Below are 25,528 nucleotides of genomic sequence, written 5' to 3' on the forward strand. Positions count from 1 at the left end.
CGCCGGAAGGCACCCCGTGTCATCAGCGACCCCCGCTGCCGCTCCCCCCGACACCGTCCTGGTCGTCGACTTCGGCGCGCAGTACGCCCAGCTCATCGCCCGCCGAGTCCGTGAGGCCCGGGTCTACAGCGAGATCGTGCCGAGCACCATGCCGGTCGCGGAGATGCTCGCCAAGAACCCGGCGGCGATCATCCTCTCCGGCGGCCCCTCGTCGGTCTACGCCGAGGGCGCCCCCCGCCTGGACCGCGAGATCTTCGAGTCCGGCGTCCCGGTCTTCGGCATGTGCTACGGCTTCCAGCTGATGGCCACCACCCTGGGCGGCACGGTCGACAACACGGGCGCGCGCGAGTACGGCCGTACGCCCCTGCACGTCTCCAAGCCCGGCTCCACCCTCTTCGAGGGCACCCCGGCCGAGCAGCCGGTGTGGATGTCCCACGGCGACGCGTGCAGCGAGGCCCCCGAGGGCTTCACGGTCACGGCCTCCACGGACGTCGTCCCGGTCGCCGCCTTCGAGAACGACGAGAAGAAGCTGTACGGCGTCCAGTACCACCCGGAGGTCATGCACTCGACGCACGGCCAGCAGGTCCTGGAGCACTTCCTGTACCGGGGCGCGGGCCTCACCCCCTCCTGGACCACCGGCAGCGTGATCGAGGAGCAGGTCGCGGCCATCCGCGAGCAGGTCGGCACCAAGCGCGCCATCTGCGGCCTCTCCGGCGGCGTGGACTCGGCGGTCGCCGCGGCCCTCGTGCAGAAGGCCATCGGCTCCCAGCTGACCTGCGTGTACGTGGACCACGGTCTGATGCGCAAGGGCGAGACCGAGCAGGTCGAGAAGGACTTCGTCGCGGCCACCGGCGTCCAGCTGAAGGTCGTCGACGCCGAGGAGCGCTTCCTCAAGGCGCTCGCCGGGGTCTCCGACCCCGAGGAGAAGCGGAAGATCATCGGCCGGGAGTTCATCCGGGTCTTCGAGCAGGCCCAGGCCGAGATCATCGCCGACTCGGGCCCCGAGGTGGCGTTCCTCGTCCAGGGCACCCTCTACCCGGACGTCGTCGAGTCCGGCGGCGGCACCGGCACCGCCAACATCAAGTCCCACCACAACGTGGGCGGCCTCCCCGAGGACCTGGAGTTCGAGCTCATCGAGCCGCTCCGCAAGCTCTTCAAGGACGAGGTCCGCATGGTCGGCCAGGAACTCGGCCTGCCGGAGGAGATCGTCCAGCGCCAGCCGTTCCCGGGCCCCGGCCTCGGCATCCGTATCGTCGGCGAGGTCACCAAGGACCGCCTCGACCTGCTGCGCGAGGCCGACGCCATCGCCCGCGAGGAGCTGACGGCCGCCGGCCTCGACCGCGACATCTGGCAGTGCCCGGTGGTCCTGCTCGCGGACGTGCGCAGCGTCGGCGTCCAGGGCGACGGCCGGACGTACGGCCACCCGATCGTCCTCCGCCCCGTGTCCAGCGAGGACGCGATGACGGCCGACTGGTCGCGCCTGCCGTACGACGTCCTCGCCCGGATCTCCACCCGGATCACGAACGAGGTCAAGGACGTCAACCGGGTCGTCCTCGACGTGACGAGCAAGCCGCCGGGGACGATCGAGTGGGAGTGAGCGGGTGAGCCCTTCGGGGCCTTCAGGTGCTTCGGGGCTTTCAGGTCCTTTGGGGCTTTCCGGGCTTAGGTCCGCTTGATCGTGCGGACCGGCTCTCCGGGCTTCCACGCCTGGACGACCAGGTACTTCTCGTCCTCGACGTAGGTCCGTACGACCTCCGTCAGCTCGGTGCGGAAGAGGTGGAACGGCTCCGGCGGTTCCACCTCCCGCGTGTAGCGGGCCTTCGTCTCCGGGTCCTCGACCTCGATCGCCCGCCCGCTGACCCGTACGTCACCGCCGCCCATCTCCGTGCCCGGGCCCGGGTTCGCCTGCAGTGCGAACCGTGGATCTCGCCGCAGGTCGAGCGCCTTGAGCGAGTCCGGCATCATGCCGAGCCACAGCTCACCGTCCAGGAAACGGACCTCGAGCCCGGTCGTCCGCGGCGAACCGTCCTTGCGGAGCGTCGCGAGAACGTGGTGCGTGAAGGCGCCGAAGCGCTCCTCGACCGTCCTGGCGAGATCGGGTTCGGCGGTGGTGAAGGCGGCCCAGTTCGGACCCGGACCCGTGTTCACGTCGATACGGTTCATACGACGAGTCTCGCTCCGATACCCGACATCTTCCGTCGTATATCCGGCTCCGGAGTCGTATGTCCGGCTCTGTTGTCGTGGCGGCGACGCGCTTCGGTGACTTCCGTAACGGTTGCGCACACTCTTCACCGGACGGCCCTGTCCTCTCGCGGGGACTGACGGTACCTTCCGCTCCGTAAAGGAACCCAGTGCTGGAGGACATATGCACGGGCCGACACCGCCCCTGCCCCTACCCACGGACCAGCTGCAGTTCGCCATGCCGCCGATGCACGACTCGCTGGACGACGAGCGCCGGCACCGCAAGGAACGGCTGGCCGGGGCGCTGCGGATCTTCGGGCGGCTCGGCTTCGAGGACGGGGTCTCCGGGCACATCACCGCGCGTGACCCGGAGTTCAGCGACTGCTTCTGGGTCAATCCGTTCGGCATGCCGTTCAAGCACGTCACGGTGAGCGATCTGGTCATGGCGAACGCCGACGGGCAGGTGATCCACGGTCGCTACCACGTGAACCAGGCGGCGTTCACCGTGCACGCCCAGGTGCACGCCGCCCGCCCGGATGTCGTCGCGGTCGCCCACTGCCACTCGGTGCACGGCCGCGCGCTCTCGGCGCTCGCCGAACTGCTCGACCCCATCACCCAGGAGAGCTGCGCGTTCTACGAGGACCACGCGCTCTACGACGCGTACACCGGTGTCGCCGTCGACGCGGAGGAGGGCCGCCGGATCGCGTCCTCGCTCGGCAGCCGCAAGGCCCTGGTGCTGCGCAACCACGGGTTGCTGACGGTCGGCGACTCGGTGGACGCGGCGGCCTGGTGGTTCCTGTCGATGGAGCGGTCCGCCCAGGTCCAGCTGACGGCGAAGGCGGCGGGGCGGCCGGTGCTCATCGGCCACCGGCAGGCAGTGGCCACGCGGGAGCAACTCGGCGGCGACCTGGTGGCGTGGATCAACTACCAGCCCCTGTGGCAGGACATCAGCAGGAGCGAACCGGACCTGCTGAGCTGAGGCCCTCGGCTCTCGAAGCCACTAGCTCTGGAAGCCGCGCAGCACGGCCGCCTTCGTCATCGCGAACTCCTCGTCCGTGAGCACCCCGTCCCGGTGCAGTTCCCCCAACTCCCGCAGCCGGCGCAGAAGCACGTCATGGTGGTCGGCCGGAGGCGTGGTCGCGGTCCCGGTGGCGGTGCCCGTGGCAGTGGCGGTGGTGGCAGCGGCGGTGAGCTGAGGGCGCTCCGCGTGGTCGATCGCCCGGGTCGACGGGTGCGGCAGCCGGGCGGTGACCGCGGTCGCGACGAGGGCCGTGAGCAGGTCGCGACGGGCACTGCCCCACAGGTCGAGCGCGTACGGGTCCTTCTCGGGCGGCAGCTTGGAGAACACCGTCTCGCGCGTCACGAACCGCATGAAGCCGTCCTCGTACCCGGAGTTGGGCAGCCACTCCACCTGCACCAGATCACCGACCGCGATGATGCGCGGCCCCGTCGCCCGCTTGACCCGGTCGGAGGTGTCGCTCCAGTCGATCCGCACCTGCGTACCGTCGAACGACACCGTGCCGTCACTGGACCGCACGGACACCGGCACTGGCGGGCCCGGCAGCAGATACGCCGTGGCGGGCCCCTTCGGTATCTGCTCCAGGAGCAGCGCCTGGCGTATCTCCTCCGCCACGTACTCGGCGACGCCCGAGCGGTCGATGTCGACCGTCAGCCGGTAGGGATCGGCCGCGTCGGGGAGCCGCCCGCCGGTCGCCTGGAGCAGCGGATCACAGCCCTCGCGGAGCCTGAGCCGCAGCCGGCCGCGCTTGCGCTCGGGTTCGTAGACGATGCCCGACACCGCTTCGAGGGGCACCGCTATCTCCCCGTACGTCTGCCGGAACAGCGGCACGGAGCGGTGGAGCCCCGGCGTGATCCGGACCGTGCTGCCGTCGAAGGCCCAGGTCCCGTCACGCTGGATGATCTCGGCCATGGGGAGATTCTCGCAGCGCGGTGCTCCGCAGGGAGAGCGGTGGAGCGTACTGGGACGAAGGGCCGGTGGGCGACTGGAGGTTGTGTGTGGTTGCCCGCGCGATTCCCCGCGCCCCTTTCGGGGCGCGGCGGTGGTCCTGAGTGCCCTGGTCAACGCGTATCGTCCCCCTTCACCCCGCCCTGACCAGACCTGCCGGACGAGGGCCCCGTTCCATACGGCACAATTCGCTGTCATCGCAGGGTGGCTGTACGGCTGTCGCATGGCGCAGACGTACGGAGGAGAAGTGGCGCGGGGAAGGCGGGCTCGGGCGTGGCGGTGCAGGAGGCGAGACAGGGCGCGGGCGCCCACGAGGGCGGCTGCGCGTGCGGGAACTGCCCGCACGGCGCCCGTGAGGGACACCGGCGCGCGGTCGCCGCATTCCTGCTCAAGCGTGAGGAGTTCGCGTCCGGCCAGGGGCTTCCCGCTGCGGTCGCGCACTCCGCGTCGGCGTCCCGCCAGTGGGTCTCCGACGAACTCACCCAGTCCGCCGCCCTCGTCGCAGAACGCGGGCGTGTGGAGGGCGAGGCATGGCTGGGCCGCCTGTGGCTGCGCACGGCCTACACCGTGTGGGGCGCCTTTCTGCTCCTGCTCCTCGTCCAGGCGCTCACCGCGATCGGCGCGGGCTGGACGGCGGCACGCACGGCCGGTCTGCTGGCCGCCCTGGTCGTGGGCCTGGCGATGACGGGCGCCGGATACCTGCACCGCACGCGGGGTGGCGCTCTGGCCCCCGTGATCGGTGAGGACAACCGGCTGTCCACCTCCCGCGCGGTGGCCGCGAGCTGGGTGCTCTTCGCCGTGTACGCCGTCCTGGTGCTCGTCGGACAACTCGCCGCCGCCTCGGACCACGGCCGGCGGGACGCACTGATCGCCGGTCTCGACCTCGCCCGGGGCGCGGGCGTGGTGATCGTCCTCGCCGTCGTGTGCGGGATCGCCGTGCTGGTCCGGCGGGTGGTCGGCCTGCGTGTCCTCGGCCAGCGCCTGCAGAAGGTCCGCGCCGACCGCCCCCGTGCCTCCGACCTCCTGACCGACGACTCCGGCCGCGGAAGCTTCACCGACATCCAGTTCGTCGTCGTGAACACCGTCGCCCTCGCCTTCGCGGTCGTACGCCTCGCCCGCCGCCCCGATCAACTACCCGACCTCCCCTGGGGACTGGCCCTGCTCGTGCTGGTCTCCGCGGCCACGTACATCGCCGGCAAGTACGCGGAGGGCGGCCGCCCCGTGATCCTCTCCGTGGTCCGCGCCCGCGAGGCCGGCGACCTCGACGGGCCCATCCGCACCGGCGACGACATCGAGATCCGCGGCGCCGGCTTCGTCCCGCCGGGTGCCCAGAGCGCCGACCGCCTCTCCCGGATGGTCGTCCGCATCGGCGCCGTCCACGTCCACGTCCCGCTCGTCCCCGTCGCCGGCGGCTTCAGCAACCCCACGGACGCCGTCCTCACCGTGCCGGTCCCCGCCGACGTGGAGCCCGGCCGAGTGGAGGTCCAGGTCGTGACCGCCGCCGGGGTGGAGACGAACCGCTGCGTGATCGACGTGACCGACTGACGGACGGTTCCGCCTGGCCGGCGGTGCCGATTGACGGACGGTGCCGGCTGACGGACGGTGCCGCCTGGCCGACGGTGCCGCCTGACCGACAGTGCCGCCTGGCCGACAGTGCCGCCTGGCCGACAGTGCCGCCTGGCCGACAGTGCCGACTGACCGACAGTGCCGCCTGGCCGGTCGGCTGCTGGCGACTGGCCGGGGGATCAGCTGACCGACCCGCTGGGCGACTGTCTGTCCGCCCGCCGCGCGCCGTCCGCCCGCCGCCCGCCGTCCCCTCGCCGCCCGACGGGGTGTGGGGCGAGGGCCCCGCTGTGCCGCCCGGTGCGTGCTGCCAGGTGCGTGTGCCGCAGGATGCGCGTGCCACCGGACGTGGCAGGTTCGGTATTTCGACCGACCCGAGGCCGAGGCCGACCCGATGCCAACCGAACTATGCGGAAACTCGCTGAGAAAACCCGAGAAACGGTCCCAAAGGCAGCCTTCACTGAAAACTGGTGCCGCGCTCATTGAGCGGCTCCCCCCTTTCGTACGTATGGTCTGTTGAGGGGTCAACGGCACGGCGGCGAGAGGCGGCGGATAGTCATGACTCACAGTATTCGTTCGGACACGCAGGCCCCCTACTTCGATGGCGGCCAAGGCTGGCGAGACACCGCCACCCGTTACGCCCTGCTCCCCTTGAGGGTTTTCCTCGGTGTCACCTTCATCTACGCCGGCCTGGACAAACTCACCGACAGCGCCTTCCTGTCCGATGCCGGCTCCGGCTCGATCGGCGACATGATGAGCTCGGTCCGCGACTCCTCCGCGATCCCGGCCCTCGTCGATCTCGCCCTCAAGAACCCCGTGGGCTTCGGCTACGCCATCGCTCTCGGCGAGCTCGCCGTCGGTATCGGCACCCTCATCGGCCTCCTCGCCCGTCTCGCGGCCTTCGGCGGTGCCCTGATCTCCCTCAGCCTCTGGCTGACGGTCAGCTGGTCAGCCGACCCCTACTACTACGGCAACGACCTCGCCTACCTCATGGCCTGGCTCCCCCTCGTCCTCGCCGGCGCCTCGGTCCTCTCCATCGACGCGGCCCTCCGCAACCGCCGACGGCAACGAAAGGGCGGCTATCGCTGAGTTGCCGCGCAACCGGGCCGATGCGGTGCCGCATGACCGCGGTGCCGCATGGCCCTGCGTTGACGCATGGCCGCGCCGTGCCGTGCCGTACTGCCTGGCGCACGTCGCTGACTCGCCCACGGACGGCACCCGGCGGTCCGGAGGCCGTGCCGCCTTTGCACCCGTCCAGCGCGTGCCCCCTGCGATTTCCTTTTCCGTTCCGGACGCCCCTCGCTCTCGACCGTGACGAGCAGCGTGAACCCGCCACTCCGCGATGCCGAGCCAGTCCGGGCCGTTACTCGGGCCTGCCCGATATCCCGCCGTCTGAGGCCCGGTTGTGCTCGGGAGCGCGCCCCGAGCGCGGGGACGGTCGGCGGTGGCGTATCGCGTGGGTCAGGAACGCCGTCGCGCCCGCCAAACAGAGTCCACCGGTCACCAGGGGTATGGCCACGAACCAGGGGGCCTCCCAGGTGCCGCCCGCGTCTCCGGCGTAGACGACGGCGGTGAGGGTGAGGAAGAAGCCCGCGACGAGCTTGCCGGGCTGAACGTCATGCCGCAGCACGGGTCACCTCCGCCTGGCCCATGCCGACCTCGATGCTGACATCGATCGTGCCGCCGGACTTCCCGTCGCCGGTGGAGCCCTTCACGGCGGAGAGGGTCAACTGCTTCTCCTTGTCCGGTGCCACGTCCACGTCCTCCTTCTTGTCGCCCGGCAACTGGATGTCTCCCACGCCCACTTCGATCGTCAGACGCACCGTGACGTCCGACGGGACCACCACCTTCAGCTTGCCCACGCCCACCTCAGCGGTGGTCGTCACCGTCCTGCCCTTCGGCACGTCCACGCGCCTCAGGTCCAATGTGCCCACACCCGTGCCCAGCTCGTACGCCGGCTGTACGTCGGCCACGGCGGTCGGCGTCCAGGTCGTGCGTATCCAGTGGGCACTGACGTTTGCCGGGAGCGCCGCCGAGCACACCAGCAGGCCCGCCGTCACCACCGCGAGGAAGATCGACCCCGCGCCCGTACGCCCCAGGAACGCGCTGATCCCGATGCCCAGACCGAACACGGCGAGGGCGCAGGCCAGACCGGTCTGCAGACTCGTCCCCAGCGGGTGGTCGTCCCACGTCAGCCCCGTACCGAGACCGCCGGCGAGCAGCGCGAGCAGGAACACCCAACCGCCTATCCAACGCGGCCCCCGCGGCTTGGGCCTCTGGGCGGTACGTATGTCCTGGCGGGAGGGTGTTCCCCGAGCGATGTTGATGGCCGCCGCGACATCGCGGTCTTGGGCCTCCCACGGCCCCCAGAGATAGCCGGTCCCGCCCACGTGTGTGCCGTCCTTGACGATCGGGTCACGCCACCAGGACGGGTAGGAGGCGGGAACGGGCGGCGCCTGGGCCTCCGGCGGCGCGTCGGCGACGGCCTGCGCCGCGAGCGGGTCGGGGTCGGGGGCACCTCTCTGCCGCGACCAGTAGCCCGCGCCCGCGAGGAGCAGCGCGAGAACCACTGCGAAGGTCAGCGTCCCGACATTGCCCAGCATGGTGACGAAGACGCCGCAGCCGACCAGGGCGAAAAGCACGGCAGCCAGGGCCTGGCCGCCGACACGGCCGGTCAGCAACTTGCGTACCTCGTTCTCCTCCTCGTCGTCGTACGGAACGAACAGCCACACGAAGCCGTAGAAGAGGAGACCTGTGCCGCCTGCGACCGACAGCACCGTGAGCACGATCCGGAAGATCACTGGATCCATGTCGCACTGTCGCCCGAGTCCCGCGCACACCCCGGCCAGCATCTTGTGCCGCCGGTCACGGCGGAACCTGGTGGGGAGTGGGGTGGAGCCGTCCGCGGCCACCTGAGCCGTGGGCCCGGTGGGTGGGATCCTCCCGGATGCCTGACCTGTGGCCCCGGTCGGGGCGTCGGCCGCTGCTCGGCCCGAGGGCTCGGTCTGATCCTCCGGGTCCTTTTGATCTGCTGGATCCGCTTGATCCGTGGGCGCGCCCACGCCCGCATGCGTACCCGCGCTCGCGTCCGCATGCGTGTGCGTGCCCACGTGCGCGCGCGACTCCTTGCCCTGGTCCGGTCCGGGCGTCGTGCCGCCCTTGTCCGGGGCGGGCACGGCGTCCTGCGGCTCGGTGGCCGGCCGCCGGGTGCCCGAGCCGGGGTCCGGCTCCGGTGCCGCGTGCTGCTGATCTGTCATGTGTCCATCGTCGCCGCCGAGACCGCCCCGCGGCAGTCGGGATGACCCTGGCCCAACCCTGATATTGGCTCCGGGAACTGTTCGATCACGGTCCGGCCGAACATCAGGGGCGTCTCCGGGACAGACCCTGATGTCCCGAGCCGCCATGCGTGTGAACATCGATGGCATGCCGGAAGCCGCAGCAGTACCAGTCGACGTCCCGCGGCCCCCGCGCAAGCTCTACCGCAGCAGCGACGGTCGCTGGCTCGGGGGCGTGGCGCGAGGGCTCGCAGGGCACCTCGGGCTGCCCGTGACGTGGCTCAGGCTCGTGTTCGTCGGCCTGTTCCTCGCGGACGGCCTCGGCGCGCTGCTGTACGCGGCGTTCTGGTTCTTCGTCCCGCTCGGCGTGGGCGGCGTCGACAGCCAGCGGCCGCCGGCCGTCTCCGCCGAGACCTCGCCGGACGGCCGGCGAAAACTCGTGGCCCGCAGACCGGACAGGGGCCAGATCGTCGCCCTGCTCCTCATGGTCGTCGTGGCCATGGTCTTCGTCGGCAATGTGAACCTCGGCGACGGAGCCAAGGCGTATCTGTGGCCGACCGTGCTGGTCGCAGCCGGTGTCGCCCTGGTCTGGCGCCAGGCGGACAACGCACGGCGGGCCCGCTGGGTCGAGGTCGGCCGCCGTCGGCGCACGCTCACCCTGTTCCGTTCCGTGGGCGGAGTCCTGCTCGTCACCGCGGGCGTTTCCGGAATATTCGTCCTTCAGGGCTCCGCCGCGCACCTCGGCTCGGTCCTGCAAGCCGCGCTCGCCGTCCTGGTCGGGATAGCGCTGCTGGCCGGTCCGTATCTCGTCCGCATGACCCAGGACCTCTCCGAGGAGCGGCTGATGCGCATCCGCGCCCAGGAGCGGGCGGAGGTCGCGGCCCATGTCCACGACTCGGTGCTGCACACCCTGACGCTGATACAACGCAACGCGGAGAACGCGAACGAGGTGCGCCGCCTCGCCCGAGCTCAGGAGCGCGACCTGCGTAACTGGCTCTACAAGCCCGAGGGCACAGGCAAGGACGAGGACGACGAGCCCGGCACCCTCGCGGAGGCCGTGAAGCGCAGCGCCGCCGAGGTGGAGGACAAACACGGCGTCCCCATCGAAGTCGTGGTCGTCGGCGACTGCCCGCTCGACGAGCGCCTGGGCGCGCAGATGCAGGCCGCGCGCGAGGCGATGGTGAACGCCGCCAAGTACGGTGGCGAGGGCGGCGCGGTACAGGTCTTCGCCGAAGTCGAGGGCAGCACGGTCTTCGTGTCCGTGCGTGACCGGGGCCCCGGCTTCGATCTGGACTCGATACCCGCCGACCGCATGGGCGTTAGAGAATCGATCATCGGCCGTATGGAGCGCAACGGCGGTACGGCACGGCTCCGCGCCGTACCGGACGGCGGCACGGAGGTCGAGCTGGAGATGGAGAGGGCGGAGACGACGTCATGAGCGACGCGAACGGGGCGAGCGGTCCGATCAGGCCGGACGGTTCGGCTCTCGGTACCGGCTCAACCGGCCCCATAGGTTCCGCTGGTCCGGAGGGTGCCCCGGCGGACGCGGCCGCGCCGAGCGGCTCGGTGGTGGAGAGCGGGAGCGAGTCGACGCCGGCGGCCGGGCCGACCCAGGAGGATGAGGCGGCGGAGGCGAGCGGTTCGGCGCCCGGACGCCGGGTCCGGGTCGTGCTGGTCGACGACCACCGCATGTTCCGTACGGGCGTGCAGGCGGAGATCGGGCAGACGGAGAGCACCGGTGTCGAGGTCGTCGGGGAGGCGGCCGACGTCGACCAGGCGGTGAGCGTCATCACGGCCGCACGGCCCGAGGTGGTGCTTCTCGATGTGCACCTCCCCGGCGGTGGCGGAGTCGAAGTGCTGCGTCGGTGCGCCGCGTTGATGTCCGACGCCGAGCAACCCGTGCGCTTCCTCGCCCTCTCCGTCTCGGATGCGGCGGAGGACGTCATCGGTGTCATCCGGGGCGGCGCCCGGGGATACGTCACCAAGACGATCACCGGTACGGACCTGGTCGACTCGATCTTCCGCGTGCAGGAGGGCGACGCGGTGTTCTCGCCGAGGCTGGCCGGCTTCGTCCTCGACGCCTTCGCCTCCACGGACGCCCCGCCCGTGGACGAGGACCTGGACCGTCTCACCCAGCGTGAGCGTGAGGTCCTTCGCCTCATCGCCCGTGGCTACGCGTACAAGGAGATCGCCAAGCAGCTGTACATCTCCGTCAAGACGGTGGAGTCCCATGTCTCGGCGGTGCTGCGGAAGTTGCAGCTCTCCAACCGGCACGAGCTGACGAGGTGGGCGACGGCACGACGGCTGGTGTGAGGCCGACGCAGAGCCTGAGCTCAGGCCCGAGCTCGCGCCTCAGGTTGAGCCCTGGCCTCAGTCCGAGTGAGGGGCCCAGACCGGCCCGAGCTCAGGTCGGCGGTCGGGCTGAGGGGCGTCCCGGCATGCAGTGGGTGGGTGTTCTCGGGGTCAGCGCGTGGCGGTGAGTTCCGCCTCCAGGCCGTTGAGCAGGGCCCGAAGGCCGAACTCGAAGGTCTGCTCGGGTGCCGCGTTGTATTCGGCGGCTGCCGGGGCGTCGAGGCGGGTGCGCAGTCGCGGGAACTTCGCGGCGACCTCGGCCGCCTTCGCCATGGTGTCCTTGAGGAGCTCCTCGGCGTCGCCGCCGTTGCGGCTCAGACGACGGTTCAGGGAGGCATTGGCGGAGGCGCCGAGTGCGCTGCCGAGGACGAAGGTGAAGACGCCGGCCGCCGCCCGGTCCGCCTCGGGGCCGGGGAAGCCGGCCGCTTCGTAGACGGCGAGACTGTGGTCGTCGTAGCGGGCCTTGCCGGGGCCGTAGAAGAGGTAGGAGCCCAGGGCCTGGACGACCCACGGGTGCCTGCTGAGCATCTTGTGGAGTTCGGTGGCCAGGGACGTCGCGGCCGTGCGCCAGTCCACCGTGTCGAGGTCGGGCAGGGCGATCTCGTCCCACACGTGGTCGCCGACGAGTAGGACCAGGTCGTCCTTGTTCTTCACGTGCCAGTAGACCGCCGTGGCGACGGTGCCGAGCCGCTTGCCCAGGCTGCGCATGTTCAGGCCCTCCAAGCCCTCTTCGTCGAGCAGCTCGATGGCGGTCCGGACGATGTCTTCCCGGGTCAGTGTGTCGCGTGGCATGACGTCACGATAGGGCACGTCATGGGCGCTTGTACAAAGTTCAGGAGCAGCTGCTGCACTTAGTTCAGTCGGGCACTTGCACTTAGTTCAGGAAGCGCTCTACCGTCGACTTGCACTTAGTTCATGACGCGGCTCGACCTCCGCTTGAACTAAGTGCAATCCGAAGTCGCGCCCAAGCGCCCTACGAGGGGAATCGATCATGAACGTCTTCGTCGCCGTACTGCAGATGCTCGTCGCCGCGGCCTTCGTGAGCATCCCGGTCGTGCGTCACCGCTACGGCGGTACTGCGATGGCGGGTGCCGAGGCGGAGTTGGAGCGACAGGGAGTGCGGAGGACGGCCCTGACCGAGAACGGGATGAGGTTCGACGCCGGGGGTCACGAGACCGCGGCTCCCGTCTCGGTCGCCGTGGTGATGGTGGCCCTGGCCGGGTTCAACCTGGCGGACAGTTCCTGGGCCGGGCCTCTGACCTGGATCTTCCAGTCGCTCGTCCTGCTCGGCAACTGCGTCATCCTCTACAGCCAGTTGACCGCCGAGAAGTCCGTGCGGTCTGCCTTCGCGCGCAAGGGCGACCCGATGCTGGCGCGCATCGACGTCGCGGCCCTGCTCAAGGCGGCCGAGAACGGCTTCCCCGCCTGGGTCTGGACCCTCCAGAACGTGCGGCACGTCGTGGTGTTCGGCGCCTCCGCCCTGGCGCTCGCGACGGTCACTGTCATATGACGTCCTGCACGCACGGCCCATCCGTTTTGTCCTGCAAGTGCGGGGTGGGTGTGTGGGGGAGGAAGCCGGGATCAGATCACGCGGAAGAGGTCGGCGGCGGCGTGGACGTCGGTGAGGTCCTCGATGGAGCGGAGGTTGTCGCACAGGGCGTCCAGGACCGAGTCCGCTTCGGCGGCGCGTGGCGATCCGATGGCCACGCCGAAGACCCGGAAGCCCAGACGGTGCTTGGCGTCGTTCCAGCCGCGCATCCATTCCTCGGTGACGCCGCAGTCGTCGTCGGTGAGCATCACGATGTCACCGCGGGCGCGGGAGGCGTCGTTGAACTCCTCCTCCAGCAGTTCGCCGGCCGCGGACAGGGGCCTCTGGTAGCTGGTGCCGCCGCCGAGGAAGGTCTCCGCGAAGTCGAGGACCCGGGCTATGTCGGCGGGCTGGTCGGCCGGGAAGCGGAAGACCTGGAGCTTGTCGGCGGCGGAGAACAGGACGCCGACGAAGTCACGCCCCGCGTGGCGGGCCTGGTCCAGCAGCGCCAGGGCGCACGCCTTGGCCCACGCCTCCCGGGTGACACCGCCGGGCCCTGCCTCGTACATGGAGTGCGAGGTGTCGACACACGCGATGACGGCGCCCTGGCCCGTGGTCTGCTCTCCCTGGCTGTCGTAGAGCATCAGCTCCCCGGCTGCGTAGCGCGCGGCGAACACCGCACGCAGCTCCGGCAGGCCGAGGTTGGCCAGCTCGGAGGGGATGATGCGGGAGAGGTCGTTGCCGAGGGTGACCCCGATGAGTTCCCCGGAGGCGTTCTCGACCTTGCGGGCGCGTTCACCGTCGGCCATCTGACGGAAACGGCCGATCAGCTCGGCCCACTCCGCGAGACGGCTGGTGCGCAGCCGCTCGGCGAGCTGGGCGCGCTGGTCGTACGGCATCCGCTCCAGCTCGCCGGGACCGACGCCCCACGCCCGCATCAGCGCGGCCTCCTCCCGCACGGTCTCGGCGGCCTTCGCCACGGCGTTCCGCGCGGTGGCGCGGATGCCGGGGGTTGCCGCCGCGAGGGCCTGCACGGCGTCCTGGGCGGCCTGCTGCGCAGCGGCCTCGGCGGACTTGGCGGCCTCGATCGCCTGTCGTACGGCGTCGGCGGCCGGGGTCGGCACGGTGCTGTCCTCGGCGGCATCGTCGGCGGCCTGCTGGAGCGTCTCGCCCACGACGGTCGCCGCGCTGTCGGCGTCCTGCTGGGCCTTCTTCGCCTGCTCGGCCTGTTCCCGGGCGTCCCGGGAGTGCTCCAGCATCCGGCGCAGCGCGGCGGCCTGGGCGAGCACGGCCATGGCGGCGGCATAGGGGTCGCCGGCCGTCTCCCGGCGCAGCTCGGCGAACTCCGGTGACTCCACCAGCGAGGTGATGACCTGGTGGTTGACCAGCCGGGAGGGGTCCATCTCCTCGCGCTCGCGCAACCGCGGGCCGGCCTTGTAGGCGGCGACGAACGCGTCGGTCAGGAGGTCGGTGGTGCCGTCGTGGCGCTCGTTCAGTTCCTCGGCCAGATCGCGCAGTCCGGCCGACTGCTCGTAGGTGTCGCGCCACGCGATCCGGTCGAACCGGTCCGCGACCACGGCCGTGGTGTGCCGCTCGGGAGTCGCGGCGGACAGGCCGCCCAGCCACTTCCCGGCCTGGCTCGCCAGCTCGCCCAGCTTGCTCGGTGTCTCGCCCATGGTCCTGGTTCCTTGAGATTCCTTGAGATCCCCTGAAGTTCCTTGAGATTCCCTGAGGTTCCGTGGGATCCCCTGAGGTTCCGTGGGATTCCCTGGATGTCAGAGCTGGCTCTGCACCGTGCTCGCGTCGACGCCGAGGGCCTCGGTGAGAACGCGGGCGCGGACGGCCCGCTGGCGGCCGACGACTCGGTCGATGGCGGCCGTGGAGCGGCCGGCGCCCGCCGCCTCCTCGCGCAGCTTCTCCAGCCGCTTCCCCGCCATGGCGAGCTTGTTGTGGGCGTTCCTGATGACCCACTCGCTCAGCGCCTCGCGGGACTGCCCGGCCATGGCGTCGAGCTGGGCCTCCAACTCCTCGATGCCGTCGGCCAGGTCGAGCGCCTCCTTGGCATCGGGGTTGACCAGGTGCAGCACCTCGCGCTCGACGGTCGGACGCTGCGCGGGGGAGTCCCACAGCACGTGAGTGAGCACCGACAGGTCGGTCTCGGTGACCGCCGGGCGGCCGTCGAGGTACGCGGACGCCTGGAGCAGGCCCACAGCCTGCCGCCAACGGCGGTCGGAGGCGACGAGTTCCTTGCGGCGCAGGGCGGCCCGCAGCGTGCACACCGCGTCCACGATCACGTCGGGAACGTCCACGTCCGGGACAGCTTCGGTCACGGCGTGCCGCAACGCGGCCAGCTCGATGGTGGTCCGTGCCGGCGGAGCCGGGCGGCTGACGGCGGAGCGGACCAGGGCGGCGAAGTTCGAGGGGTCTGCCAGGTACCCGACCTCGATCCGCACCAGCAGGCGGTCGTAGATCGCGGCGGAGTCCTCTCCGCTGGGCAGTTCGTTGCTCGCCGTGATGGCCCCGATCAGGGGGCAGCGGATCGGCTCGCCGCCGTTCTCGGGGTGGTAGATCCGTTCGTTGAGGTAGCCCAGGGTCTCGTTCAGCGCCGCGGTGGAGCACTTGAAGATCTCGTCGATGAACGCGACATGCGCGGTCGTGGCGCGGCCGTCGTAGACCTGGCGGTACTCACCCCGGGCCAGCGCGGCGACGTCGATGGGGCCGAACATCCTCGTCGGCGCGGTGAACTTCGACAGGAGGATCTCCCAGTAGGACGCTCCGTCGATCCTGCCCGTGAGTTCCCGGGCCATCTCGGACTTCGCGGTTCCGGGCGGGCCGAGCACCAACGAGTGCTGTCCGGCCAGCAGCGTCACCACCAGCGTGCGCACCACGTCGTCCCGCTCGTAGAAACGGTCCGACAGCTCACCGCAGATCGCCCGCAACCTCTTGGCCGTGTCCTGCGCCTCCTGACCGCCCACATTCAACTCCTAGCCTGTGATGCCCTGTTGGGCGTGATACGGCCCTCTTCCCGAGCAAGATAACGCGGAGGCCGGGACGACCCGCCGGGCCCTTGAATCCGGTTCGCACGGTTCGCACGGTTCGCATGGCTCGCACGATTCACGCGGCCGATCGTTCCGGCGAGGCATTCACGGCCACCGCCTTGAAGAACGTGTAGTGGAACGTCCCGTCGTCCGTCGCCGTTCGGCGCAGGTCGGCGACGCCCCGGTCCCAGTCGGACGGAGTCGTCAGGCCCGCGGCCACGGCGTCCTCCCGGACGGACTCGATCATGGCGATGAACGTGTTCCGGGTGAAGCCGTTCACCAGGGCGGGGCGCGGCGGCGCGGGAGCGGGCGGAGTTCGCCGACACCGAGCTGGCGGCGGCCGCGCTCGCGCGGGGGGGCAAGGTCCACCCCCTCTCCTGGCACCGCCAACGCCCGGGCCCGCCCGGCCTCCTCCTCGGCTACGCCGCCTCTCCGGCCACGGCCCTCGCGGAGGGCGTGGCGACGCTGGCCGAGGCGCTGCGAGAACTCGGCGGACTCCACTGACTCCGGCACCTCACCGGGCCTGGCACCCCACTGACTCCGGCACCCCACAAAGGCTCACCCGCCCGCAGAGCCCGTACGGCTCACACCACCCGAGTAGCCCCCGCGAACGGCATCTCGTCCACCGGCGCCACCCGCACCGGCGCTCCCGGACGGGGCGCGTGGATCATCTGCCCGTTCCCCGCGTAGATGCCCACATGACTGATCCCGGAATAGAAGAACACCAGGTCACCGGGCTGGAGCTGGGAGCGGGCGACGCGCTGCCCGGCGCCGATCTGGGCGTACGTCGTCCGGGGCAGCGACACCCCCGCCGCGCGGTACGCCGCCTGAGCGAGCCCCGAGCAGTCGAACGCGTCGGGACCCGTCGCGCCCCACGCGTACGGGCTGCCGAGCTTGCCGTACGCGTACGAAAGAGCCGCGGCCGCCCGTGGACCGGGCGCCTGGGCGGTGGAGGAGGCCGCCGAGACCGGCCAGAGGTCGCGTGCCGCGGCTGAGGACCGCGAGGCGTGGCCCGCGCCGCCCGCCGCGGCCGGCCCGGCCCGCTCGCCCTCGGGCAACCGCGCCAGCAGACGTCTCGCCTCGCCCAGCTTTCCGGTGACCGTCTGCCTGTGCCGCTCCAGGTCCGCCTGCCGGGACGCGAGCCGTGAGAGTTCGATGCGCGCGGCACCCCGCAGCTGCTCGATCTCCCGCAACTGCTTCCGTACGTTCGCCACGTCCGAGGCCTGCCGGCTGCCGAGTCGTTCCGCGAAGGCCGCCCCGTCCAGGTACGCGTCCGGGTCGTCGCTCAGCGCGAGCTGCACCGCGGGGTCGATGCCACCACCGCGGTACTGCGCCGCCGCCATCGAACCCAGCTTCTCGCGCGCCGAGTTCAGCCCCTCCGTACGGCGTGCCGCCTCGTCCCGCAGGTCCTCCAGCCGCTCCCGCGCCTTTCCGGCCCTCTCCCGCGCGTCGTTGTACTGCTCGGTGGCGACCTCTGCCTCCTCGTACAGCGTGTTCACCTTCGCCTGTACCTGCTCCGGTGTGGGCTGCGGTTCGGCGTGCCCGGTGCCGTCGAGGCCAGTCGCGCTCGCCGCGCCCGCCAGGGCGATCGTGAAAGCGGTACGGGCGGTGCCGCCGCTGAGGGGGCGCTGTCTGGCTCTGCGGTGCGCTGCCAAGTGGGGGTCACGTCCTTTCGTACGACGCGTACGACCGAGGCGGCCTCTTCGGCCTCGACCGCCGTGGGGAGTCGGCGGTCGCGCGTCCGGCGGCGGCCCGCACAGGGGGAGCGAGCAGCCGCCGGACCTCTCGGCGGAGGTGTCCGACTGCCGCCCCTGGCCAGGGCGGCGGTGGGGAGCCGGGCACCTGGGGGAGGACGCTAAACCTGACGGTGTCCGCTCGGTAACGCTATGTGCGGAATTGGTGCCGGCGGACCACCGGGTGACCGTATGTGAACGTGATCCCTGCCTGGCGTCGCCGACTTCACACAGAGCGATGACCGATGCGGCGGTTCCGTGCCGACGGGTGGCGCAGCGGTGCTATGGGGGCGCATATATGCAGCGGGATGGCGGGGGCCGGTGACTGGCCGGGCGAGGGCGTCTGGTTAGGCTCCGGCTCCATGGACGTACTCATCCATCTCTTCGTCGCCCTGCACATCATCGGCATCGCCTCCCTCCTGGGTGGCTTCCTCACCCAGATGAAGGCGATGGGGCAGGGGACGGCCCGTTTCGTGCCCGCCATGCTGCACGGTGCGCTGACGATGCTCATCACCGGTGCCGTCCTGGTCGGCCTCAACCAGGCCGACGACCAGCCGGTCAACAACATCAAGATCGGTGTGAAGCTGGCCCTGCTGGTCGTGATCCTCGGGCTCGTCTACGTGAAGCGTGACGAGGAGCGGGTGGAGAAGGGGCTGTTCGGCCTGGTGGGCGCCCTGACCACGGCGAACGTCTTCATCGCGGTGCTCTGGACCTGACCGGGACCGGGACCTGGCCGGGACCGGGACCTGGCCGGAAGCGGAGCCCGGCCGGAAACGGGACCGGGACCGTGCCGGCCCTGGCCGTCGGCGAGAAGCCGAGCGCCGACCAGGGCCGGGAGGGGCGACGTGCGACCGGACGACCGGGCGACCGTTACGCCGGCCGCACCACGCTGTGGATCGCCGACTCGCCGTCGTAGAAGATCGACTCCTCGCGGACGTAGGCCCCCGGCTTGGGCGCGTGGATCATCATGCCGTTGCCGATGTAGAGGCCGACGTGGCTGATGTCGTCGTAGAAGAAGACGAGGTCACCGGGCTTCGCGTCGGCGAGTGAGACGGTCTTGCCCGCGTTGACCTGGTCCCACGTGGTGCGGGGCAGGTCGACGCCGGCGGCCTTCCAGGCGGCCTGGGTGAGGCCGGAGCAGTCGTACGAGTCGGGGCCGGTCGCTCCCCAGACGTACGGCTTGCCGATCTGCGAGCGGGCGAACGTGAGCGCCTTCGCGGCCTTCGTGGCGTAGGTGGAGTCCTCGACAGGAGCTTCGACCGTGGAGGTGCTGCCGGCCGCCTGTTCCTGCTGCTCCGCCTCCGCCGCCTGCTGCTTCTCCGCCTCCGCAGCCTGCTGCCGCGCCAGCTCCTCCGCCCGGCGCTCGGCCTCCTCCTGCTTCTCCTTCTCGATGGCCGCGAGGCGGGCCTTCTCCTCGGCGGTCAGCTTGGTCAGCAGCTCACGGGCCTCGGTGAGCTTCGCCTGGACCTTCGCCTTGGTCGACTTCAGCGTCGACTGCGACTCGGTGAGCGACGCGAGGCTCTCGGTGGCCTCCTGGCGCTTCTCCGCCGTCTCCGTCTGCTGGGTGATGAAGTCGTCGACCACGTCCTTCTGACGTTCCGTCAAGCGGTCCATCAGCTGGGTCTGGTCGAAGTAGTCCTGCGGGTTGTCCGCCAGCAGCATCGCCGCCGTGTCCGGGGAGGCGGCGCCCGTACGGTACTGGGCGGCGGCGAACGAGCCGAGCCGCTCCCGGGCCTCGTTGAGCTTCTCCGTGCGCTTGGCGACGTCGTCGAGAAGCGTGGCGACGCGCTTCTTCTGCTTGGTCGTCTGCTCCTCGGCCGCGTTGTACTTCTCGGTCGCCGACTCGGCCTGGCGGTAGAGGTCGCCGACCTTCTTCTCGACCTCTTCGAGGCTCGGCTTGTCGGTTGAGGGCGAGGCGTTCGCCGTCTGGGAGAACAGGGCCATGGACGTCAGTGCCGCCGTCGCCAGGGCGGGTGTCCGTATGCCTGTGCGCGTCCGGGCAGGACGCGGCTTTCGGTGCGGCGCCATGAAAGGCGGGCTCCTTCCGCTGTCCGCCTACCGAGTTAGCTGTCGGGTTCGGGCGCTTGCATCGGAAGGTATGCCCTACGGTCCGTGCCGCGTACGGCAGGTGGACCGATTCACCCCAAGGTCGGTGGGTCCCCGGCTCCGGCTCCGCGAGGGTGCGCCGGACTCGGCGGAGGCCGCCCGGCCCGGCGACGTTCGCCGGTTGGGTCGAACGGCCCACCAAGAACGCTAGCCAATTCGTGTGGCCTCTGTGAAGGTTGATGCGCGATATGCCCGATACGTTTTCGTGACCTTAGTTCAGGGCATCGCGGTCCGTGGTGAATTCGGAGATGTATGGGGGGATTTGTTCTTGCTGCGAGCTTTGCCTGTCTCAGCCTTTTGGGGGTGGGGTGGGTGTTTTGGCTGACGAGGTGACACGTGTGCTCGCGGGTTTGAACCGATCACGGCCGGTGACGGCGCGAACGTGGGCGGTGAGAACGGCCCTGATGGTCGGCTCCGGGAGATCACCGACCGGGTGGGCACGGGCCCGAGTTCGTGGGGTGGCCCCTGGGTGTCGGTGGGGCGGCCTAGACTCGGAGAGCGATGAGCAGCCTCTTTGACGACAGCTTCCTGGCGGACCTCAAGGCCCCGCGGGCCCACGAGGAAGAGCCCCCGCCGCCGCCCGAGGACGAGCACGTGCCGGAGCCGGTTCCGGACGATCTGTTCGGCGGCCGGTTCGACGTGCCGCCGGACAGATGGGGGTCCCCCCGCTCGAGCGGAGCCGAGAGTGGGGGAGGGTACTACCGCGACGGCGCCCCACGCCCCGCGGTGGACCCGGCCGCGCTCCTGGAGGGGCTGAACGAGAACCAGCGCGCGGCGGTCGTCCACTCCGGCGCCCCCCTGCTCATCGTGGCCGGAGCCGGCTCGGGCAAGACCCGTGTGCTCACCCACCGCATCGCGCACCTGCTCGGCGAGCGGCACGTCCACCCGGGCCAGATCCTCGCGATCACCTTCACCAACAAGGCCGCGGGTGAGATGAAGGAGCGCGTCGAGCAGCTCGTCGGCCCGCGCGCGAACGCGATGTGGGTGATGACGTTCCACAGCGCGTGCGTACGGATCCTGCGGCGGGAGAGCAAGAAGCTCGGCTTCACGTCGTCGTTCTCGATCTACGACGCCGCCGACAGCAAGCGCCTGATGGCCCTGGTCTGCCGTGACCTGGACCTCGACCCCAAGCGTTTCCCGCCCAAGTCGTTCAGCGCCAAGATCTCGAACCTGAAGAACGAGCTGATCGACGAGGAGGACTTCGCCGCCCAGGCTGCCGACGGCTTCGAGAAGACCCTCGCCCAGGCGTACGCCATGTACCAGTCGCGGCTGCGCGAGGCCAACGCCCTCGACTTCGACGACCTGATCATGACGACGGTCAACCTGCTGCGCGCCTTCCCGGACGTCGCCGAGCACTACCGCCGCCGCTTCCGCCACGTCCTCGTCGACGAGTACCAGGACACCAACCACGCCCAGTACGCGCTCGTGCGCGAGCTCGTCGGCACCTCCGAGCACCCCGTGGACGTACCGCCCAGCGAGGGCGACCTCCAGCCCGCCGAACTGTGCGTGGTGGGTGACGCCGACCAGTCGATCTATGCCTTCCGTGGCGCGACGATCCGCAACATCCTCCAGTTCGAGGAGGACTACCCGGACGCGACGACGATCCTCCTGGAGCAGAACTACCGCTCCACCCAGACGATTCTGAGCGCCGCCAACGCGGTCATCGAGCGCAACGAGTCCCGCCGCCCCAAGAACCTGTGGACCAACGCCGGCGCGGGCGCCCGCATCACCGGCTACGTGGCGGACACCGAGCACGACGAGGCGCAGTTCGTCGCCGAAGAGATAGACCGCCTGACGGACGCGGGCGACGCGAAGGCCGGCGACGTCGCCGTCTTCTACCGGACGAACGCCCAGTCCCGTGTCTTCGAAGAGGTCTTCATCCGCGTCGGCCTGCCCTACAAGGTCGTCGGCGGCGTCCGCTTCTACGAGCGCAAGGAGGTCCGGGACGTCCTGGCCTACCTCAGGGTCCTGGCCAACCCGGAGGACTCGGTCCCGCTGCGCCGCATCCTCAATGTCCCCAAGCGCGGCATCGGCGAGCGCGCCGAGGCGATGATCGACGCCCTCTCCCAGCGCGAGAAGATCAGCTTCCCGCAGGCGCTGCGGCGCGTGGACGAGGCGTACGGCATGGCGGCCCGCTCCACGAACGCCGTCAAGCGGTTCAACACGCTCATGGAGGACCTGCGCACGATCGTCGACTCGGGCGCCGGCCCGGCCACGGTCCTGGAGGCGATCCTCGAACGCACCGGCTACCTGGCCGAGTTGCAGGCCTCGACCGACCCCCAGGACGAGACCCGTATCGAGAACCTCCAGGAACTCGCGGCCGTGGCCCTGGAGTTCGAGCAGGAGCGCGCCGAGGGCGAGGCGGGGACACTCGCCGACTTCCTGGAGCAGGTCGCCCTGGTCGCCGACTCCGACCAGATCCCGGACGAGGAGGACGGCGACGGCGTCATCACGCTGATGACCCTCCACACCGCCAAGGGCCTGGAGTTCCCGGTCGTCTTCCTCACCGGCATGGAGGACGGCGTCTTCCCGCACATGCGGGCCCTCGGCCAGACCAAGGAGCTGGAGGAGGAGCGGCGCCTGGCGTACGTGGGCATCACGCGCGCGCGGGAACGGCTCTATCTGTCCCGCTCGACGTTGCGGAGTGCCTGGGGCCAGCCGTCGTACAACCCGCCGTCCCGCTTCCTGGAGGAGATCCCGGCGGCGCACCTGGACTGGAAGCGCACGGGCCCGTCAACGGCACCGGTGTCCTCCGGGCCGGCCTCGGGGATCGCCGCCTCCCTGTCGTCCTCCCGCGCCCGCTCGTCCGCCGCGGGCGCCTCCGGCTTCGCCACGCGTCGCGCCACCGAGAAGCCGGTCGTCTCCCTGGCCGTCGGCGACCGCGTCACCCACGACCAGTTCGGCCTGGGCACGGTCGTCGCCGTGAAGGGCACGGGTGCCAACGCCGAGGCGACGATCGACTTCGGCGAACCCAAGCCGAAGCGGCTGCTCCTGCGGTACGCGCCGGTGGAGAAGCTGTAGGGCGAGGGCGCTGTACAGGACAGAGCGCTGTAGAAGAGAGCACGGACACGATTCGGGCCCCTGCTTCCCGCAGGGGCCCGGTCTTTTCCTTGCTGTGGGACGGGGTTACGTCGGGTCGAGCCCGTGGCTCCGCAGCCACGGCAGCGGGTCTATCGCCGAGCCGCCCCCGGGATGCACCTCGAAGTGCAGGTGCGGGCCGGTCGAGTTACCGGAGTTTCCGGAGTACGCGATCATGTCCCCGGCCTTGACGGTCGCTCCCGAAGGAACCTTGTACGTGGAGAGGTGGCAGTACCACGTCTCCGTACCGTCCTTGGCGGTCACGATGACCATGTTGCCGTAGGCGCTGTTCCACTGCGTCCGAACGGTTCCGTCAGTGGCCGCCATCACCGGTGTCCCGTACGACACCGGGAAGTCTATGCCGGTGTGCACGGACATCCAGTTGATGCCGGACTGCCCGTAGTACGCGCTGAGCCCCTTCTGCGCGACCGGGAGCGCGAACTTCGGCCGCAGACGCTCCTTGCGTGCCGCCTCCGCCGCTGCCCGCTTCTTCTCGGCCTCCTGCTGGGCCTTGAGGTCGATGCGCTCCTGGGTGCGGCTCGCGCGGTCGGCGAAATCGTCCGCCCCGGCCGAGAGACTCTCGAGCTGGGTGTCGAGCTTGTTGTTGGCGGCGGACGGCTTGACCGCGACCGCGTCCGACGCGGCGGCCGTCGTCCTGTTGGCGTCCTCGTCCCCACCGCCCACGGAGGCGGCGGCGATCCCCGCGACGCCCATCACGCACGCCGACGGCACCGCGATGGTCAGTACGGCGGAACGCTTCGCCGGGCCGGAACGCTTCGCCGGCGCGCGACGACGCGAGCGCCCGGCCGCGCGGGCCGCCGCCCGGCCGGAGCCGGTGGGGGCGCCGGACGCCGTTGAGGCGAGGGGAGTCTCGGACGCGGACTCTTCCTCGTCGTCCGGCGGAGCCGGCAGAGTGGAAGGGCTCGCTCCGTGCGCGCCGGTGTCGTCGGCTCCCTCGAACTCACCCTCCATGGCGACGAGTTGTTCGTCGTCGTAGGGGTTGACCTGCTCGAAGGTGGCGGTCGCCTGCTGGTCGAAGGCGTCGGGGGAGGGGTGCTCGTACCCGTCGGCCGAAGTCTGCTGCTCGTACGCCTCGTACGGCTCATGGCCGTTCGCGTCGTGATCGCCGGAGGTGCCGTCGCCGTTCCACTGCGTGGCGTCGTAGACGCCCGTGTCGAAGAACTGCGTGCCCGTCCAGTGCTGGGTCTGGTCGGTCGACTGCCCCAACTGGCTTGCCTCGCCCAGCTGGTCGGCCTGCAGCCATCCGTTCGCGTCCCACTGTCCGGTCGCCTCGGGGCTCTGGGACTGCGCGGGGATCTCGCCGAGGTTGTGGTAACCGGCCGTCCAGCCGCTGGAGTCGTAGCTGCCCGTGTCGTAGGCGGTCTGGTGCTGTGCCGCGTACGGGTCGTAGTTCAGCGTGTGCTGGCTGCCCGTGGACCACTGCGAGGAGTCGTACGAGCCGGTCGCACCGTCGCCCGGCAGATCGCCGAAGAGGGGGTCGGTCTCGAAAGTCGTGGTCTCGAAGGTCGTGGTCGCGAAGCCCGTGTCGGTGGCGGCGGTCGTGGCGATGGTGTGGTGACCGGTGTCAAAACCGGTGGCGCCGTAAGCGTCGTACGTGGTGAAGTCGCCGTACGAGGCTTCCTGGTGGCCGTACGACGCGTAGTGCGCCGAGGCCTCATCGGAAGCCGGGGCCGGGGGAGTCGCAGTCCCCGACGGGTGACGGTCGTTCACCAACTTCTCTTTCGCCTCGACGACAGGGGCTGGCAGAGCAGTGCGGCGACTGTACCCGGCGGTACGCGGGCGCGACAATCTTCAACGGGTTTCCTGCTCGCAGGAAACGGGCATTCGAGCGTCTTTCGCCGGACTATGGACTCAGCCTTGGCCTTGCGTTCGAAGGTTGTTCGAACGTAAGGAGCCGCGTGGCGACTGTCGAGCGGCTGTGCCGACGATGCTTCGAGTGTCGAGTCACGGCTCGACTCGACTGGTTCTGCCGGTTTTTCACCTGCTTGTGAGCGATTACGCCACCGTCAGGCCCCCTGCGCGATTTCCCGCCTCGGGCGTCGCCTCAGGTGTCGTCTCGTCGAGGTCGAGTGCCTGCCGTATCTCTGCGGCGACGGCGGGGTGGACGGGCAGCGCGAGGTGCCCGATGCCGCTCACCCGCACGTTCTGCACGAACAGGTCCGGATGGTCGACGCAGGCGGTCTCCAGCGGGTCCATCAGGTGGTCGAGATCGCTCCAGAAGGCCACGAACCGCGTACGGCAGTCGGGCGCCGGCTCGCGCAACTCCTCGAGCACCGGCGAGCCGGGGCGCATCTGGCGCACGATGGGGTGCGCGTCGGCCAGTGGTGCCACGCGCGTGCCCCCGTGCGGGGTGCCGAGCGTGACGAGCGTGCGCACGCGGAGGTCGCCGCCGAGCCGCTGCACGTAGTACCGCGCTATGAGTCCCCCGAGGCTGTGCCCGACGATGTCCACCCGCTCACGGCCCGTGCGCTCGCAGATCTCCTCTATGTGCCGGCCGAGCAGTTCTGCCGCGGTGCGGATGTCGCAGGTGAGGGGTGAGTAGTTGAGCGACTCGATCTGCCGCCGACCGTGCTGGGCGAGCGAACGGCGCAACAGGACGAAGACGGACCGGTTGTCTATGAATCCGTGCAGCAGGACGACCGGGGGCTTCGCCTCGGTCGGCAGGGGGGCGGTGGTGTCGTCGGGGG

At 70.5% G+C, this 25,528-nt stretch carries 21 protein-coding genes and 1 riboswitch; of the genes, 9 read left to right on the forward strand and 12 right to left on the reverse strand.

Features of this window, described 5'->3' with window-relative positions:
* Positions 1–16 precede the first annotated feature (16 nt).
* Complete coding sequence (guaA, locus tag FNH08_RS14790; protein WP_322724518.1) at positions 17–1,597, forward strand: glutamine-hydrolyzing GMP synthase; 1,581 nt, start codon at positions 17–19, stop codon at positions 1,595–1,597.
* 65 nt (positions 1,598–1,662) lie between these two features.
* On the opposite strand, the gene FNH08_RS14795 is transcribed toward guaA, so the two are convergent.
* Complete coding sequence (locus tag FNH08_RS14795) at positions 1,663–2,163, reverse strand: pyridoxamine 5'-phosphate oxidase family protein (protein ID WP_152771940.1); 501 nt, start codon at positions 2,161–2,163, stop codon at positions 1,663–1,665.
* A gap of 202 nt (positions 2,164–2,365) precedes the next feature.
* Between FNH08_RS14795 and FNH08_RS14800 the strand changes: the two genes are divergently transcribed.
* Positions 2,366–3,160 (forward strand): class II aldolase/adducin family protein, encoded by a 795-nt coding sequence (locus tag FNH08_RS14800; RefSeq protein WP_152771941.1) that lies wholly within the window; start codon positions 2,366–2,368, stop codon positions 3,158–3,160.
* A 21-nt stretch (positions 3,161–3,181) separates the two neighbouring features.
* Here the strand turns inward: FNH08_RS14800 and FNH08_RS14805 are convergent, their stop codons facing one another.
* The gene (locus tag FNH08_RS14805; protein ID WP_152771942.1) at positions 3,182–4,111 is read right to left on the reverse strand and encodes a DUF4429 domain-containing protein; all 930 of its coding nucleotides are present in this window, start codon (positions 4,109–4,111) and stop codon (positions 3,182–3,184) included.
* A 309-nt stretch (positions 4,112–4,420) separates the two neighbouring features.
* On the opposite strand from FNH08_RS14805, the gene FNH08_RS14810 reads away from it, so the two are divergent.
* Positions 4,421–5,692, forward strand: coding sequence for a hypothetical protein (locus FNH08_RS14810; protein ID WP_322724511.1), 1,272 nt, complete (start codon positions 4,421–4,423; stop codon positions 5,690–5,692).
* 576 nt (positions 5,693–6,268) lie between these two features.
* Positions 6,269–6,799, forward strand: a complete 531-nt coding sequence (locus tag FNH08_RS14815; protein WP_152771943.1) for a DoxX family protein — start codon at positions 6,269–6,271, stop codon at positions 6,797–6,799.
* A gap of 274 nt (positions 6,800–7,073) precedes the next feature.
* On the opposite strand, the gene FNH08_RS14820 is transcribed toward FNH08_RS14815, so the two are convergent.
* Both FNH08_RS14820 and FNH08_RS14825 read right to left on the reverse strand, forming a co-directional pair.
* Positions 7,074–7,340, reverse strand: a complete 267-nt coding sequence (locus tag FNH08_RS14820) for a hypothetical protein (RefSeq protein WP_322724512.1) — start codon at positions 7,338–7,340, stop codon at positions 7,074–7,076.
* On the reverse strand, positions 7,327–8,967 hold the full coding sequence (locus FNH08_RS14825) for a PspC domain-containing protein (RefSeq protein ID WP_152771944.1): 1,641 nt from the start codon (positions 8,965–8,967) through the stop codon (positions 7,327–7,329). Before FNH08_RS14825 ends, FNH08_RS14820 begins: the two co-directional genes overlap by 14 nt.
* 166 nt (positions 8,968–9,133) lie before the next feature.
* Here FNH08_RS14825 and FNH08_RS14830 point away from each other — a divergent pair, with 166 nt between their 5' ends.
* Entirely contained in the window at positions 9,134–10,423 is a 1,290-nt protein-coding gene (locus FNH08_RS14830; RefSeq protein ID WP_152771945.1) for an ATP-binding protein, read from the forward strand.
* A complete protein-coding gene (locus tag FNH08_RS14835; RefSeq protein ID WP_152771946.1) occupies positions 10,420–11,298 on the forward strand; it encodes a LuxR C-terminal-related transcriptional regulator in 879 nt (292 codons plus the stop codon). Before FNH08_RS14830 ends, FNH08_RS14835 begins: the two co-directional genes overlap by 4 nt.
* Before the next feature lie 150 nt (positions 11,299–11,448).
* On the opposite strand, the gene FNH08_RS14840 is transcribed toward FNH08_RS14835, so the two are convergent.
* Complete coding sequence (locus FNH08_RS14840) at positions 11,449–12,129, reverse strand: TetR/AcrR family transcriptional regulator (RefSeq protein ID WP_152771947.1); 681 nt, start codon at positions 12,127–12,129, stop codon at positions 11,449–11,451.
* Between the two features lie 199 nt (positions 12,130–12,328).
* Here FNH08_RS14840 and FNH08_RS14845 point away from each other — a divergent pair, with 199 nt between their 5' ends.
* Complete coding sequence (locus tag FNH08_RS14845) at positions 12,329–12,847, forward strand: hypothetical protein (protein WP_152771948.1); 519 nt, start codon at positions 12,329–12,331, stop codon at positions 12,845–12,847.
* Between the two features lie 71 nt (positions 12,848–12,918).
* Here the strand turns inward: FNH08_RS14845 and FNH08_RS14850 are convergent, their stop codons facing one another.
* From FNH08_RS14850 to FNH08_RS14870, 4 genes are all read right to left on the reverse strand, one after another.
* Positions 12,919–14,541, reverse strand: coding sequence for a VWA domain-containing protein (locus FNH08_RS14850; protein WP_152771949.1), 1,623 nt, complete (start codon positions 14,539–14,541; stop codon positions 12,919–12,921).
* Between the two features lie 99 nt (positions 14,542–14,640).
* The gene (locus FNH08_RS14855) at positions 14,641–15,840 is read right to left on the reverse strand and encodes an AAA family ATPase (RefSeq protein ID WP_322724514.1); all 1,200 of its coding nucleotides are present in this window, start codon (positions 15,838–15,840) and stop codon (positions 14,641–14,643) included.
* A 139-nt stretch (positions 15,841–15,979) separates the two neighbouring features.
* A complete protein-coding gene (locus tag FNH08_RS14860; protein ID WP_322724515.1) occupies positions 15,980–16,150 on the reverse strand; it encodes a hypothetical protein in 171 nt (56 codons plus the stop codon).
* 337 nt (positions 16,151–16,487) lie between these two features.
* Positions 16,488–17,558, reverse strand: coding sequence for a C40 family peptidase (locus tag FNH08_RS14870; RefSeq protein ID WP_152771951.1), 1,071 nt, complete (start codon positions 17,556–17,558; stop codon positions 16,488–16,490).
* Between the two features lie 440 nt (positions 17,559–17,998).
* On the opposite strand from FNH08_RS14870, the gene FNH08_RS14875 reads away from it, so the two are divergent.
* The gene (locus tag FNH08_RS14875) at positions 17,999–18,352 is read left to right on the forward strand and encodes a hypothetical protein (RefSeq protein WP_152771952.1); all 354 of its coding nucleotides are present in this window, start codon (positions 17,999–18,001) and stop codon (positions 18,350–18,352) included.
* A gap of 154 nt (positions 18,353–18,506) precedes the next feature.
* On the opposite strand, the gene FNH08_RS14880 is transcribed toward FNH08_RS14875, so the two are convergent.
* Positions 18,507–19,664: a C40 family peptidase gene (locus tag FNH08_RS14880; protein WP_152771953.1), complete on the reverse strand. Its 1,158-nt coding sequence runs from the start codon at positions 19,662–19,664 to the stop codon at positions 18,507–18,509.
* Between the two features lie 8 nt (positions 19,665–19,672).
* A riboswitch (cyclic di-AMP (ydaO/yuaA leader) is annotated at positions 19,673–19,843 on the reverse strand.
* Between the two features lie 400 nt (positions 19,844–20,243).
* On the opposite strand from FNH08_RS14880, the gene pcrA reads away from it, so the two are divergent.
* A complete protein-coding gene (gene pcrA, locus FNH08_RS14885) occupies positions 20,244–22,763 on the forward strand; it encodes a DNA helicase PcrA (RefSeq protein ID WP_152771954.1) in 2,520 nt (839 codons plus the stop codon).
* Between the two features lie 105 nt (positions 22,764–22,868).
* Here pcrA and FNH08_RS14890 read toward each other — a convergent pair whose 3' ends face one another.
* Both FNH08_RS14890 and FNH08_RS14895 read right to left on the reverse strand, forming a co-directional pair.
* Positions 22,869–24,551, reverse strand: a complete 1,683-nt coding sequence (locus tag FNH08_RS14890) for a M23 family metallopeptidase (RefSeq protein WP_322724516.1) — start codon at positions 24,549–24,551, stop codon at positions 22,869–22,871.
* 285 nt (positions 24,552–24,836) lie between these two features.
* Positions 24,837–25,528: esterase/lipase family protein (locus FNH08_RS14895; RefSeq protein WP_152771956.1), on the reverse strand; the 692-nt coding region annotated here is incomplete at its 5' end.

The organism is Streptomyces spongiae, from assembly GCF_009377185.1.
Taxonomy (GTDB): Bacteria; Actinomycetota; Actinomycetes; order Streptomycetales; family Streptomycetaceae; genus Streptomyces; species Streptomyces spongiae.

What these genes read in the sequence shown, in the direction of transcription:
- FNH08_RS14795 (WP_152771940.1), bottom strand. Translation starts at nt 2,163, where the DNA reads ATGAACCGTATCGACGTGAACACGGGTCCGGGTCCGAACTGGGCCGCC.
- FNH08_RS14800 (WP_152771941.1), top strand. Translation starts at nt 2,366, where the DNA reads ATGCACGGGCCGACACCGCCCCTGCCCCTACCCACGGACCAGCTGCAG.
- FNH08_RS14805 (WP_152771942.1), bottom strand. Translation starts at nt 4,111, where the DNA reads ATGGCCGAGATCATCCAGCGTGACGGGACCTGGGCCTTCGACGGCAGC.
- FNH08_RS14815 (WP_152771943.1), top strand. Translation starts at nt 6,269, where the DNA reads ATGACTCACAGTATTCGTTCGGACACGCAGGCCCCCTACTTCGATGGC.
- FNH08_RS14825 (WP_152771944.1), bottom strand. Translation starts at nt 8,967, where the DNA reads ATGACAGATCAGCAGCACGCGGCACCGGAGCCGGACCCCGGCTCGGGC.
- FNH08_RS14830 (WP_152771945.1), top strand. Translation starts at nt 9,134, where the DNA reads ATGCCGGAAGCCGCAGCAGTACCAGTCGACGTCCCGCGGCCCCCGCGC.
- FNH08_RS14835 (WP_152771946.1), top strand. Translation starts at nt 10,420, where the DNA reads ATGAGCGACGCGAACGGGGCGAGCGGTCCGATCAGGCCGGACGGTTCG.
- FNH08_RS14840 (WP_152771947.1), bottom strand. Translation starts at nt 12,129, where the DNA reads ATGCCACGCGACACACTGACCCGGGAAGACATCGTCCGGACCGCCATC.
- FNH08_RS14845 (WP_152771948.1), top strand. Translation starts at nt 12,329, where the DNA reads ATGAACGTCTTCGTCGCCGTACTGCAGATGCTCGTCGCCGCGGCCTTC.
- FNH08_RS14850 (WP_152771949.1), bottom strand. Translation starts at nt 14,541, where the DNA reads ATGGGCGAGACACCGAGCAAGCTGGGCGAGCTGGCGAGCCAGGCCGGG.
- FNH08_RS14860 (WP_322724515.1), bottom strand. Translation starts at nt 16,150, where the DNA reads ATGATCGAGTCCGTCCGGGAGGACGCCGTGGCCGCGGGCCTGACGACT.
- FNH08_RS14875 (WP_152771952.1), top strand. Translation starts at nt 17,999, where the DNA reads ATGGACGTACTCATCCATCTCTTCGTCGCCCTGCACATCATCGGCATC.
- FNH08_RS14880 (WP_152771953.1), bottom strand. Translation starts at nt 19,664, where the DNA reads ATGGCGCCGCACCGAAAGCCGCGTCCTGCCCGGACGCGCACAGGCATA.
- pcrA (WP_152771954.1), top strand. Translation starts at nt 20,244, where the DNA reads ATGAGCAGCCTCTTTGACGACAGCTTCCTGGCGGACCTCAAGGCCCCG.